We start from the raw sequence: 13,179 nt of genomic DNA, 5'->3' as shown, positions 1-13,179 counted from the left end.
CCCATGAGCGCGGTGTGGAACTGGTGCTGGCGCCGGACAGCAGGATGGACGACGGCGTGCCGCCCGCGACCGCCGCGTCCAGCGCGTTCTCCACGAGGTTGCCGAGGATCGTCACCAGGTCACGCGTCGGCAGCGTCGCGGGCAGCACGCCGTCGTCCATCCTGCTGTCCGGCGCCAGCACCAGTTCCACACCGCGCTCATGGGCCTGCGCGGCCTTCCCGAGGAGCAGCGCCGCCAGCACCGGCTCGCCCACCGCGCCCACCACCCGATCTGTCAGCGCCTGCGCCAGCTCAAGCTCCGACGTGGCGAATTCGACCGCCTGGTCGACCCGGCCGAGCTCGATCAGCGACACCACCGTGTGCAGCCGGTTCGCCGCCTCGTGCGCCTGCGACCGCAGCGCCTGGGTGAACCTGCGCTCCGCGTCCAGTTCACCGGAGAGCGCCTGGAGTTCGGTGTGGTCGCGCAGGGTCACCACCGTGCCGCTGCGCTCCCCGCCGACCACGGGCCGGGTGCTGACCACCACCACCCGCTCGTCGGTCAGGTGCACCTCGTCCACCCGGGGCTCGGAGGCCAGCAGGGCGCCCGTGAGCGGGACCGGCAGGCCGAGGTCCGCCACGGGCCGGCCCACCGCCGACGCGTCGAGCCCGAGCAACTCCCGCCCCCCGTCGTTGATCAGCGCGATCCTGCGCCCGCCGTCGAGCATCAGCAGCCCCTCGCGTACCGCGTGCAGCGCGGCGTGGTGGTAGTCGTACATCCGGCTGAGGCCCCTCGCGTCCAGCCCGTGTGTGTGGCGCCGCAGGCGCGCGTTGATCACATACGTACCGAACGCACCGAGCGCCAGCGCCGCGCCCGCCACCAGCGACAGCATCCGCAACTGCCGTTTCACCTGCGTGGATATCCGCTCCACCGTGATCCCCACACTGACCAGGCCGACGACGCGCCCGCCGTCCAGGACCGGGGTGACGGCACGCGTCGAAGGGCCGAGCGTGCCCGTGTACGTCTCGGTGAACGTCTTCCCGCGCAGGGCGGGCGCCGTGGTCCCGAGGAACCGCATACCTATCTGCTCCGGGTCCGGATGCGTCCAGCGGATGCCGTGCGTGTCCATGATCGTGACGAAGTCGACCCGGGTGTCGCGCCGCACCCGCTCCGCGTACGGCTGGAGCTCGGCCGTGGGGTCCGCCGTGCGGATCGCGGCCCGCACGGACGGCGCGTCCGCCACCGAGCGCGCCGCGGTCAGCACGTCGCGCGTCGCCGTGCCCCGCGCCTGGGCGCGGTCGTTGACGTACGCGAACACGGCGCACCACGCGACGATCACCGCCACGAGCACGGCCTGCATCGCGAACAGCTGGCCGGCGAGACTGCGCGGCCTGCGCGCCGCGTGGAAGAAGGACATGGCGCAAGTCTCCCCGCCCGCCGCGGGACAGGCGTGGCGTTATCCACACCCTCTGGCCGGAAATCGCATGAACGAAATGAACATAAGGGTGACCGGGGTCACAGCGCGGTGGATAGTCGCCGGGACCCCGAGTCAAGGAGGACACGTGGCCGCGAGGCGGGACCGAACCCACTTCCTGTACATCGCCGTGGTGGTGGCGGTGCTGCTCGGCATCCTGGTGGGCTTCGTCGCCCCCGGCACCGCCGTCCAGCTCAAGCCCATCGGCACCGGCTTCGTCGATCTGATCACGATGATGATCGCGCCGGTGATCTTCTGCACGATCGTGCTGGGCATCGGCTCCGTGCGCAAGGCCGCCAAGGTCGGCGCCGTCGGCGGCCTCGCCATCGGCTACTTCCTCGTGATGTCGACCGTCGCTCTCGCCATCGGCCTGGTCGTCGGCAACATCCTGGAGCCGGGCCAGGGCCTGCACCTCACCGAGTCCGTGCGCCAGTCCGGCATCGCGCAGGCCAAGGGCACCAGCGACTCGCTGCCCGACTTCCTGCTCAGCGTCATCCCCACCACCCTGGTCTCCGCCTTCACCGAGGGCTCCACGCTCCAGGCGCTGCTGATCGCGCTGCTCGCGGGCTTCGCGCTCCAGGCGATGGGGACGGCGGGCGAGCCGGTCCTGCGCGGCATCGAGCACCTCCAGCGCCTCGTGTTCCGCATCCTCGCGATGATCATGTGGGCGGCGCCGGTCGGCGCGTTCGGGGCGATGGCCGCCGTGGTCGGCGAGACCGGCGTCGACGCGCTCAAGTCGCTGGCCGTCATCATGATCGGCTTCTACGCCACCTGCGCCGTCTTCGTCTTCGGCGTCCTCGGCCTGGTGCTGCGGCTGTTCGCCGGGGTCAACATCTTCCTGCTGCTGAAGTACCTGGCCCGCGAGTTCCTGCTGATCCTGTCGACATCGTCGTCGGAGTCCGCGCTGCCGCGGCTCATCGCCAAGATGGAGCACCTGGGCGTCAGCAAGTCCGTCGCGGGCATCACCGTGCCCACCGGCTACTCCTTCAACCTCGACGGCACCGCCATCTATCTGACGATGGCGTCCATCTTCATCGCCGAGGCGATGGACAAGCCGCTCTCGATCGGCCAGCAGATCTCCCTGCTCGTCTTCATGATCGTCGCGTCGAAGGGCGCGGCCGGAGTCACCGGTGCGGGTCTCGCCACCCTCGCGGGCGGGCTCCAGTCGCACCGGCCCGAACTGGTCGACGGCGTGGGCCTGATCGTCGGTATCGACCGCTTCATGAGCGAGGCCCGCGCCCTGACGAACTTCGCGGGCAACGCCGTCGCCACCGTCCTCGTCGGCAACTGGACGAAGGAACTCGACCGGGGCCGCCTGGACCAGGTCCTCGCGGGCCGCGTCCCGTTCGACGAGCGGACACTGATGGACGAGAGCGGTGACGCCGCGGCGGGCGGCGCCACGGGGGAGGCGAAGACCCTGGAGACGGGCGCCCTTCCCGAGGCGGGCGCGGCCGACGCCGTGCCGGACCAGCGCGGCGACGACGCCGCGCCCCAGACCAGGGCCGGGGGGTGCCCCCCCCCCCCCCCCCCCCCCCCCCCCGCGGCCGGGCGCGGGGGGCGCGCCCCGCGCCCCCGCCGCCCCCGTCAGGTGTCCGCCGAGCCGGAAGCCGCTGCCAAGCTCACGCACAGACGCCCAGGTCACGTGCCCGACGCCGGGCGCGGGAGCAGCCGCGCCGTCGCGACGTGGAAGTTCAGAGCACACGGTGTCAGGCCGCCGGGCGGCGTGAGGTCCGCGGCGCCGGCCAGGAAGTCGCTACGCAGCGCGGCCACCACGTCCGCGGACAGGGGCGCCATGTCGTAGACGCAGGCCACGGTCTCCCACACCCGCTCCGCCGGGCCGCTCACGTCGATACGGACGGTCTGCCACTCGACGGGGCCGAAACCGGCGGGCGCGAAGATCTCCTCCCAGCCCGCGCGGTCGCGCGTACGGCGGTCGCCGAGACGCGGCATTCCGAGCCCGCCGGGCAGTCGGGCGTCCAGGCGCCGCAGCAGTCCGACGAACATCCCGTACGCCTCGCCGTCCCCCGCCGCTCCGCCGCCCAGCACGCAGGCCAGTACTCCGCCGGGGGCGAGCACCCGCGCCGCCTCCGCCGCGACCTGTCCGACGTCCGCCATCAGCATCAGCGCCATGTGCGATACGCACGCGTCGAAGCGGCCGTCCGCGAAGGGGAGTTCCTGCGCCCGGCCCTCGCACAGCTCCGCCCCGGCCAGCGCGGGACGCGCGCGGGCGAGCGCCAGCGCCTCGGGTGACAGGTCGATGCCCGCGAGGTCCGCGGGACTCCGGCCCTCCGCGAGGAGTTCGAGCAGCAGCCCGTCCCCGCAGCCCAGTTCGAGCACCCGGGGCGCGTCCGCGACGAGGTCGGCGAGGATGCGGTAGCTGGACCGGCCGTCGTCGCCGCGGCCCCCGCCGAAGGCCTCCGCCGTCACGGCGGGCCGCTCGGCGTGGAAGGCCCTGAGGAAGGCCTCCTGGGTACGGGCGTCGTCGGGGCGAGTCGTCGTCATGGGGACAACGTACGGGCTGCGGAGGGGCGTGGTACGAGGCCGGGTTCCCGCACGCGCAGGCCCAGGCCCAGGTGTCGGCGGACGCCGCGTTCAAACGGACGCGGCGTTCAACGGGCGGGCCGGCCGGTCCCGGTGACGGGGAAGGACCGCCGCGGCGGTGTACCGGGTCACGGAACTTCTGGCCTAAAAGACCTCCAAGCTGCCAATATGACTTCTTCGTCGCTGGCAGGTTCGCCGCCACTGGCAGGCGCCTGGCCACACACCACGTCGCACACCACCGCACTGGAGCACGCATGTCCGAGAACAGTCCGTTCCCCCCGCCGCCCGACGGCCACAAGAACGGCCCGGACAGCCAGGGCGGCTATCCGCCCCCGAACTCCGCACCGCCCGGATACGGTTGTCCGCCGCCGCCCGGCGGTCCGGGATACGCCTCCCCGCCGCCCGGGGGGGGGGGGGCGCCGGGGGGGGGGCCGCCCGCCGGGGGCGCCCCGGCGCCCGGATACGGTCCCCCGTACGCCGGGGGGCCGGGTTTCCCGCCGCCGCCCGGTGGGTTCGGGGCCGGCCCGTCGGCGCCGTACGGATTCGACCCGTACGGGCGCCCGTACTCCGACAAGTCGAAGATCGTCGCGGGGCTGCTCCAGATCCTGCTCGGCAGCTTCGGTGTCGGCCGCTTCTACGTCGGGAACGTGGGCATCGGCCTCGCGCAGCTGTTCACCTGCGGCGGCCTCGGGTTCTGGGCGCTGATCGACGGCATCCTGTACCTCGCCGGCGACCAGCGGACCGACCCGGAGGGCCGTGTCCTCCGTGGCTGACCGCGTCCCCGCCACCGGGACCGCGGCGCCGCACCGGCCCGCCGCGGTCCCGGGCACAGGAGGACCCCGGGGCCCGTGGGGCCGTCCGCGGAAGCCGTGGTCACGCCTCCGCCCGACCGGGCCGGGAGCCGCGCCGACCGGGCCGAGGCAGGCGCCGGCTGCTCACCTGGCGCCGCTGCTGGTCCTGCTCTGCGGGGCCGCGGGCGCCGCCTACCTCTACCGCACCGATCCGCACCAGCCGGGCCACTGGCTGCCCGGCTGCCCCTTCCACGCGGTCACCGGGCTGCTCTGCCCTGCCTGCGGCGGCACACGCATGGTGTACGACCTGATGCACGGCCGCTACGGCGCCGCCTGGCACGACAACCGCCTCCTGCTGCTCGCCTCGCCCTACGCCCTGTACCTCCTGGGACGCTGGGGTTACGAGGGCCTGCGCGGCCGGAGTTGGCGCCCGGTACTGAGCCCCCGCGCGCAACTTGCGGTACTGGCGGTCGCCGTGGCCTGGACGGTCCTGCGGAACACGGTCTGAGCGCCGGCCCGCCCGAGCGCCGTGGCCGCGCGGAGCGCTTGCCCTGACGTCGGCGTCAAGACGTACGTTCGTGGACATGCGCATCGGCGAACTGGCGGAGCGGGCCGGTACGACCACCCGGGCCCTGCGGTACTACGAGTCGCGCGGGCTGCTGCCCGGGCGCCGGGCGGCCAACGGGCACCGCGTCTATGACGAGGCGGACCTGCGGCTGCTCCGGCAGATCCGCACGCTCCAGGACTTCGGGTTCGACCTGGAGGAGACCCGTCCGTTCGTGGAGTGCCTGCGCGCGGGGCACCCCACGGGCGACGCGTGCGCCGGGTCGCTCGCCGTCTACCGGAGCAAGCTCGCCGAGCTGGACGCCCTGATCGAGCAGCTGGGCTCCGTGCGGACCGAGGTCGCGGCACAGCTGGCGAGGGCCGAGGGCGCCCACGCCGTACCCCGTGGCGACGCGCCGGAGCCGCGCTGCGAGCTGACCGAAGCCCTCGCGCACCACCCGCACCCCGGCCGGCCCGTCCCGGACCGGCCCACGCATCAGGAGGACACCGGATGATGGACGTTGAAGGCGCTGCAAGCGCTGCAAGCGTTGCAGGCACCGAAGGCACCGAAGTCGTCACCGTCACCGACGCGGATTTCGACGCCGTCGTACGCGGCTCCCGGCTGCCCGTGCTCGTCGAGTTCACGGCCGACTGGTGCGGCCCGTGCCGGCAGCTGGCGCCCGTGCTCGACGCCGTCGCGCGGGAGGAGGCCGGCCGGGTGCGGATCGTCCGCGTCGACGTGGACACCAATCCCGCGACCGCCGCGCAGTACGCCGTGCTGTCGATGCCGACGCTGATGGTCTTCCGCGACGGCGAGCCGGTCGCGTCCATGGTGGGCGCCCGGCCCAAGCGGCGGCTGCTTCAGGAGCTCCGGGAAGCCGGGGCCGTCGTAGCGCCGTAGAGGCACCGACCCGCCGGCGCCCAGCCCGGACAGGCGGCACAGAGAAACACCCCGCTCGTCAATTGACGGACGGGGTGTTTCTCTGCGTATATTGGGGTTTTCCGTGCTCAATCACAGCTCAATCAAAAGCGAGAGCACGAGAAGTTCAATGAGCAGAGCTTACCAGGGCAGGGGCCGAATTGTCAACCGATGCATTGCAGAACGAGCAACAATTCATCTCCAGCCTGTATGCGCGCCTCGACAGCCTCAGAAACCGGGCCGAGGGCTCGGTGCTGCGGTCCGTCGCCCAGGTGGGAACGGGCAGACAGGCCAAGGTGGAGCGGGATGTGCAGGTCCAGGAGGAGACCGCGCGCCTGTCCCAGCTGAATGCCGTGGAGACCGGTCTGTGTTTCGGGCGCATCGATTTCCGCGACGGTGAAAGCCACCACATCGGCCGCATCGGAATGCGCGAGGACGACGCGGAACGCACCCCTCTCCTCATCGACTGGCGAGCCCCTGTCGCCCGTCCCTTTTATCTCGCCACCGGCTTTTCCCCGATGGGGCTGCGCCGCCGCCGGCATCTGACCACGTACGGCCGTACGGTGACCGATCTGCACGACGAGATCATGGATCTCCGCGACGCCACCAGGACCGGCTACGAGAACCGCGACGCCGACGAGGTGCTGCTCGCCGCGCTGAACAGCGCCCGTACGGGCCGGATGACCGACATCGTGCAGACCATCCAGGCCGAGCAGGACCGCATCATCCGGGCCCGGCACCGGGGCGTCCTCGTCGTCGAGGGCGGACCCGGCACCGGGAAGACGGCGGTCGCCCTGCACCGTGCCGCCTACCTGCTGTACGCGCACCGCGAGCAGCTCGCCCGCCGCGCCGTGCTGATCGTCGGGCCCAACCCCGCCTTCCTCGGCTACATCGGAGAGGTGCTGCCGTCCCTCGGCGAGACCGGTGTACTCCTCGCGACCACCGGTGAGCTGTTCCCCGGCGTCGTCGCGACCGGTACGGACACCCCGGCGGCCGCCGCGGTCAAGGGCCGCTCCGCCATGGCCGACGTGCTCGCCCGCGTCGTACGGGACCGGCAGACGGTGCCGGAACGCGCCACGGAGATCGACCACGCCGACTACGGGGTCCTCCCGCTGGACCGGGCCACCGCGGAGGACGCGCGCGCCGCGGCCCGGGCGACCGGCCTCCCGCACAACCTGGCCCGCCCGCACTTCGCTTTCCGCGTCATCGACGCGCTGACCGCGCAGCTCGCCGACCGGATCGGCGCCGACCCGTACGGCGGCCCCAACCTGCTCGGCGCCGACGACATCGCCCAGCTGGGCAAGGAGATCGCCACCAGCCGCGCCGTGCACGAAGCGATCGACGAACTCTGGCCGCACCTCACACCGCAGCGGCTGATCAGCGACTTCCTCGCCGACCCGCTCCAGCTGCCGCAGGACGACCAGCCTCTCGTACGGCGCGGCGAGGGGCCCTGGACCCCGGCCGACGTACCGCTGCTCGACGAGGCCGCGGAGCTGCTCGGCTCGGACGACAGCGCCGAACGCGCCGCGCAGGAGGCCGCCCGGCAGGAGCAGATCGCGTACGCGCAGGGCGTGCTGGACGTGTCCGTCGGCTCGAAGACGTACGAGTTCGAGGACGAGGAGTCCGAGGTGCTCGCCGCGCACGACATCATCGACGCGGAGCGGTTCGCGGAGCGCCACGAGGAGAGCGACACCCGCAGCGCCGCCGAGCGCGCCGCCGCCGACCGCACCTGGGCCTTCGGGCACATCGTCGTCGACGAGGCGCAGGAACTCTCCGCGATGGCCTGGCGGTTGCTGATGCGCCGCTGCCCGAGCCGCTCGATGACGCTGCTCGGCGACCTGGCGCAGACCGGCGACGCGGCCGGCTGCGACTCCTGGGAGCAGATCCTTGCCCCGCATGTGGGAGACCGCTGGACGCTGGAGCGGCTCGGCGTCAACTACCGCACACCGGCGGAGATCATGGAGGTCGCGGCGGAGGTGCGCCGGTCCGTGGAGCCCGGCTTCACACCGCCGCGCTCGGTCCGGTCCACCGGCGTCCCGCCCCTCGTACGGACCGTGCCCGCACGGGAGTTGGTCACGGCCGCCGCCGAACTCGCCGCGAAGCAGGGCGCCGAGGAGCGGGCGGGCGGGGGACGGCTCGCCGTGATCGCGCCCGGCACCCTGCTGCCGCGCCTCGCCGCCGAACTCCCCGACGCGTCCTGGGGCGAGACCCCCGATCTGACCCGCCCCACGGTGCTGCTCAGCCCGCGGCAGGCGAAGGGCCTGGAGTTCGACCGGGTGATCGTCGTCGACCCGGACACCGTCAGGGGCCGCTCGTCGCGCGGTGTCAACGACCTGTACGTCGCACTGACGCGGCCGACCCAGTGGCTCGGCATCGTCAGGGCAGACACGGGGACGGAGCCGGCCGCGGAGCCCGCGGCGGGGTGAGCCGCCGGCCGTCCGCCACCGTCCCCGTACCGGGCGGGGCCGGTGCGGGCCGCGGTGCGCGGCCCGTCACCACCGGCTGTCGGCCGTCCTCACACCGGCCGGAACCACACCGTGGACAGCGGCGGCAGTGTCGGGCACACGCTGACCGGGCGCCCGTGCGACGCGACCGGCTCCGGCTTGAGCACCTCCGCCGTCCGCACGCCACTGCCGCCGTAGCGTGCCTCGTCGGTGTTGAGCACCTCGCTCCAGCCGCCGAACTCCTCCGGTACGCCCAGCCGGTAGCCCTCGCGCACCACCGGCGCGAAGTTCGACACCGCGAGCAGCGGCGCGCCCGACCGGTCGTAGCGCAGGAACGCGAACACGTTGTCGTCCGCCGCGCCGCCGTCGACCCAGCTGAACCCCTCCGGCTCGGTGTCGCGCTCCCACAGCGCGGGGGTGTCCCGGTACACCGCGTTCAGCTCGGCCACCAGATTCCGCACTCCCCGGTGGTCGCCGGCCGCCGAGTAGGACGGGTCCATCAGCCACCAGTCCGGGCCGTGGCTCTCCGACCACTCGGCGCCCTGGGCGAACTCCTGCCCCATGAAGAGGAGTTGCTTGCCCGGGTGGGCCCACATGAAGCCGAGGTACGCCCGGTGGCCGGCGCGCTGCTGCCACCAGTCGCCCGGCATCTTCGACACCAGCGCGCCCTTGCCGTGCACCACCTCGTCGTGCGAGATCGGCAGGACGTAGTTCTCGCTGTAGGCGTACACCATCGAGAACGTCATCTCGTTGTGGTGGTACTTGCGGTGCACCGGCTCCTTGGCCATGTACTCCAGCGAGTCGTGCATCCAGCCCATGTTCCACTTCAGACCGAAGCCGAGACCGCCGAAGCCGCCCGGGCCCGTGTGGTGTGTGGCGCGGGTGACCCCGTCCCAGGCGGTGGACTCCTCGGCGATCGTCACCACACCGGGGCAGCGCCGGTAGACGGTCGCGTTCATCTCCTGGAGGAAGCGCACCGCGTCCAGGTTCTCCCGCCCGCCGTACTCGTTGGGAACCCACTGCCCGTCCTCGCGCGAGTAGTCGAGGTAGAGCATCGAGGCGACCGCGTCCACCCGCAGGCCGTCGATGTGGAACTCCTCGCACCAGTACACGGCGTTGGCGACCAGGAAGTTGCGGACCTCGGTGCGGCCGTAGTCGAAGGTCAGCGTGCCCCAGTCCGGGTGCTCGGCCCTGCGCGGGTCGCCCGGCTCGTACAGCGGCCGGCCGTCGAAGTGCGCGAGCGCCCAGTCGTCCTTCGGGAAGTGCGCGGGCACCCAGTCGACGAGCACACCGATGCCCGCGCGGTGCAGGGCGTCCACGAGGAACCTGAAGTCGTCGGGCGAACCCATCCGGGACGTCGGCGCGTAGAAGCCGGTGACCTGGTAGCCCCAGGACCCGCCGAAGGGATGCTCGGCGACCGGCATCAGCTCGACATGCGTGAAGCCCAACTCCTTTACGTACGCGGGCAGTTGCTCGGCGAGCTGCCGGTAAGTGAGCCCCGGCCGCCAGGACGCCAGGTGCACCTCGTAGACGGAGAACGGCGCGGTGTGCGCGGGCCGCTCGCCCCGGCGCGCCAGCCACTCGCCGTCGCGCCATTCGTGCCGGTCCACCGTCACCACCGACGCCGTCGCGGGCGGCACCTCGGTGGCCCGCGCCATCGGGTCGGCGCGCAGCGAGTGGTGGCCCTCCGGCGTGCAGATGTCGTACTTGTAGGTGTCGCCCTCGCCGGCCTCCGGCACGAACAGCTCCCACACACCGCTGGACCCCAGCGAGCGCATCGGCAGCGCCGTACCGTCCCAGAAGTTGAACGCCCCGGCCACCCGTACGCCCCGCGCGTTCGGCGCCCACACCGTGAAACGCGTGCCCGTGACCCCTTGGTGCTCCATGACCGTCGCGCCGAGGGCCTTCCACAGCTCCTCGTGCCGGCCCTCCCCGATGAGGTGCAGGTCGAGTTCGCCGAGCGCGGGCAGGAAGCGGTACGGGTCCCGCACCTCGACGGTCTCGCCGTCGCCCTCGTCGCCGTCCGGGTCGCCGTAGCGCACCCGCAGCGTGTACGCGGGCACGGCCGCCAGCGGCAGCACACCGGAGAACAGCCCGTCGCCGTCGTCGTTCAGCTCCGCGCTCGTCCCGTCCGCCACGACCGTGACCGCCCGCGCGTGCGGCCGCAGCGCACGCACCAGCACACCGTCGGCCACGGGATGCGCGCCCAGCAGCCCGTGCGGGTCGTGGTGCTCCCCGTGCAGCAGGCGGGCCCGGTCGCCCTCGTCGAGCGGTGGCGCGAGGGGGGTGGCGGTGCCCTGGGACGGCTCCGCGGTGGCGCCCGGCGGGGTGCGCCGTCCCGGCACGGGCGCCCCGGCCGGCTGCTGCTTGTCCTTGCCGGCCGCGCCGGACTGGCCGACCGGTACCGAGCCGGACGCCTTGGCGGGGCGGAAACGGGCGGAGACTTCTGGCTCCGACGGGGTGTCGGACGACGGACGGGCGGTCACGGTGCTGCCTCCTCGGCGAGCGTCGGACAGGGCGTGGGCGGGACGTGTCGTACGGGTGTGACGGCGTGTCGTGCGTCTGGACGGTGTGGTACGAGTCTGCTGAGCGGCGTGGTGCGAGTCCGCTGGAGCGCGTGGTACGAGTCTGCTGGACGGGCGGCCCGGCCGCGAGCGGGCCGGGGGAGTGGTGGTACACCGGGCGGCCCGGCCCTACGCTGCCCCGGTTTTCAACGCGGTGCGCGAACCCCCGGTCAGGCCCCGCCGCCGCTCACCGCTCCGCCGCCAGGCGTTCGATCGCGGCCATCGGCACCGGCCGCCAGTCGGGCCGGCCCCGCGCCTCGTACAGCACCTCGTAGACGGCCTTGTCGGTCTCGTAGGCGCGCAGCAGCTCCGGTTCCGCCCGCGGGTCGTCGCCCGCCGCCTGGGCGTACCCCTCGCAGTACGCGTCGCGGCAGCGGACCGCCCAGTCCGCGTGCCACGGGGTGTGGGAGCGCGCCGCGTAGTCGAAGGAGCGGAGCATGCCGGCGACATCACGCACCGGGGGCTGCGGCCTGCGCCGCTCCCCGAGCGGCCGGGCAGGCTCGCCCTCGAAGTCGATGACGGACCAGCGGCCGTCCGGGGTGCGCAGCGTCTGTCCCAGGTGCAGGTCGCCGTGGACGCGCTGGGCCGGGCGGCCGTGCGCCGGAGCGCCAGGACCGCCGAGCGCCTCGAACGCGGCGCGCAGCCCCGGCGCGTACGGCAGGAGCGCGGGCACGGCCTGCGCGGCCGTGTCGAGTCTGCGGCTCATCGCCTCGGCCAGCTGGGCGGTGCGCGCGCCGTCGAGCGCCACGGTCGGCAGCGCGGAGGCGAGGGCCAGGTGCACCTCGGCCGTGGCCCGGCCGAGATCGGTGGCCTCGGCCAGGAAGTCCCGTCCGTCGGCGAGCGCGGAGAGCGCGAGCCCCCAGCCGTCCGTGGACCCGCGCAGGTAGGGCTGGAGCACGCCGAGTGTCAGCGGCCATCCGCTGCCCGCCGGGGCCGCCGCCTCGAACCAGGCCGTCGGGGCGGGGACCCGCTCGCTGCCCTCGGCGGCGAGCGCGAGGGCGAGTTCCAGGTCGGGATGGGGGCCGGGGACGACCCGCCGGAGGATCTTGAGGACGAACACGTCCCCGTACACCAGCGCCGTGTTGGACTGCTCGGCGTCGAGCAGCCGGGGCGCGAGCCCGGCCGGGATGCGGTCCGCGCGGCCGAACCGCAGCGGCCCGACCGCGTCCACACTGCGCAGCCGGTCCATGAGGACGCCGGCCAGGTAGGGGTCGTGCAGCGCGTCGTAGACCGTACGGCCCGCGAGCGGGCCCTGGCGGGCGCGGCCGCCCAGGGAGGGCGCGAGATGCGGCGGCAGCGACGTCCGCACGCCGAGGAGGAGCTGGTAGCAGTCGCCGGGGCCCTGCGGCGGGGCCGCGGCCGCGCCGGGGTCGTGCTGCTCCACCCGCAGCAGCAGGTGCAGCAGGCCGGGGCCCTCGCCGCCGGCCGGGACCGGCGGCAGCAGCTCGGTGACCGCGACCGGGACGAGCCCGGTCAGGTCGCGCCCCTTGCCGGCGAACCAGCGCTGCCGGGGCAGCCATTCCCGCAGCAGCGGGGCGAGGGATTCGACGATCGCCGCCGCGGCGGCGGACGGTGCGTGGGCCCGGACGGCGGCGGCCGGGTGTGCGGTACTCCGGGTGGATGCAGCCTTCGGCATGGCAGCGCGTCCTTTCCCCGGGTACACCACAGGATGCGCAGAGTGTCCCGGATTGCGGCGGTTGCTGTCCGGCTGTACGGAAGGTGTCGGGTGAGGATGATCCGTACGGAGTCGGGGCCGTGACGGAGGACCCTTACGCGGCTCGTACCCCACGAACCGGCCGTCGGTGAGCGTGCCCCGGGGGGGGGGGGGGGGGGGGCCCGGCCCCCCCCGGCCCCCCCCGCCGGCGGCACCACGCGGGAGCCGAGACACCCGCCCCGAGAGGAGGCGGGGGCGGCGCCCGGCGCGGCG

The 13,179-nt window shown here is 73.7% G+C and carries 9 protein-coding genes and 1 pseudogene; 6 read left to right on the top strand and 4 right to left on the bottom strand.

The window, feature by feature from the left end; translation table 11 throughout:
* Nucleotides 1-1,393, bottom strand: a 1,393-nt coding sequence (locus LCE31_RS06315) for a histidine kinase (protein WP_225012979.1), incomplete at its 3' end; no start/stop codon positions are given.
* A 112-nt stretch (nucleotides 1,394-1,505) separates the two neighbouring features.
* Here LCE31_RS06315 and LCE31_RS06310 point away from each other — a divergent pair.
* Nucleotides 1,506-2,825 (top strand): annotated as a pseudogene (locus LCE31_RS06310) (cation:dicarboxylate symporter family transporter); the annotation flags it as partial.
* A gap of 263 nt (nucleotides 2,826-3,088) precedes the next feature.
* Here LCE31_RS06310 and LCE31_RS06305 read toward each other — a convergent pair.
* Nucleotides 3,089-3,952 carry a class I SAM-dependent methyltransferase gene (locus LCE31_RS06305; protein WP_225012978.1) on the bottom strand — a complete coding sequence of 288 codons (864 nt, stop codon included), beginning with the start codon at nucleotides 3,950-3,952 and terminating at the stop codon, nucleotides 3,089-3,091.
* A 293-nt stretch (nucleotides 3,953-4,245) separates the two neighbouring features.
* Between LCE31_RS06305 and LCE31_RS06300 the strand changes: the two genes are divergently transcribed.
* From LCE31_RS06300 to LCE31_RS06280, 5 genes are all read left to right on the top strand, one after another.
* Nucleotides 4,246-4,764: a TM2 domain-containing protein gene (locus LCE31_RS06300; RefSeq protein ID WP_225012977.1), complete on the top strand. Its 519-nt coding sequence runs from the start codon at nucleotides 4,246-4,248 to the stop codon at nucleotides 4,762-4,764.
* A gap of 166 nt (nucleotides 4,765-4,930) precedes the next feature.
* Nucleotides 4,931-5,290 carry a DUF2752 domain-containing protein gene (locus LCE31_RS06295; protein WP_225012981.1) on the top strand — a complete coding sequence of 120 codons (360 nt, stop codon included), beginning with the start codon at nucleotides 4,931-4,933 and terminating at the stop codon, nucleotides 5,288-5,290.
* Nucleotides 5,291-5,366: 76 nt separating this feature from the next.
* Nucleotides 5,367-5,840, top strand: a complete 474-nt coding sequence (locus LCE31_RS06290) for a MerR family transcriptional regulator (RefSeq protein ID WP_225012976.1) — start codon at nucleotides 5,367-5,369, stop codon at nucleotides 5,838-5,840.
* Nucleotides 5,837-6,226 carry a thioredoxin gene (gene trxA, locus LCE31_RS06285; protein ID WP_308042222.1) on the top strand — a complete coding sequence of 130 codons (390 nt, stop codon included), beginning with the start codon at nucleotides 5,837-5,839 and terminating at the stop codon, nucleotides 6,224-6,226. Before LCE31_RS06290 ends, trxA begins: the two co-directional genes overlap by 4 nt.
* A gap of 179 nt (nucleotides 6,227-6,405) precedes the next feature.
* A complete protein-coding gene (locus LCE31_RS06280) occupies nucleotides 6,406-8,670 on the top strand; it encodes a HelD family protein (protein ID WP_225012975.1) in 2,265 nt (754 codons plus the stop codon).
* An 89-nt stretch (nucleotides 8,671-8,759) separates the two neighbouring features.
* On the opposite strand, the gene glgB is transcribed toward LCE31_RS06280, so the two are convergent.
* Nucleotides 8,760-11,174, bottom strand: coding sequence for a 1,4-alpha-glucan branching enzyme (glgB, locus tag LCE31_RS06275; RefSeq protein ID WP_225012974.1), 2,415 nt, complete (start codon nucleotides 11,172-11,174; stop codon nucleotides 8,760-8,762).
* A 265-nt stretch (nucleotides 11,175-11,439) separates the two neighbouring features.
* On the bottom strand, nucleotides 11,440-12,888 hold the full coding sequence (locus LCE31_RS06270; RefSeq protein ID WP_225012973.1) for a maltokinase N-terminal cap-like domain-containing protein: 1,449 nt from the start codon (nucleotides 12,886-12,888) through the stop codon (nucleotides 11,440-11,442).
* Nucleotides 12,889-13,179: the final 291 nt, after the last annotated feature.

The organism is Streptomyces sp. 8L, from assembly GCF_020176795.1.
Classification (GTDB): domain Bacteria; phylum Actinomycetota; class Actinomycetes; order Streptomycetales; family Streptomycetaceae; genus Streptomyces.
The sequence above is the reverse complement of the archived record's forward strand: the minus strand, read 5'-3'. Positions and strand labels throughout refer to the sequence as shown.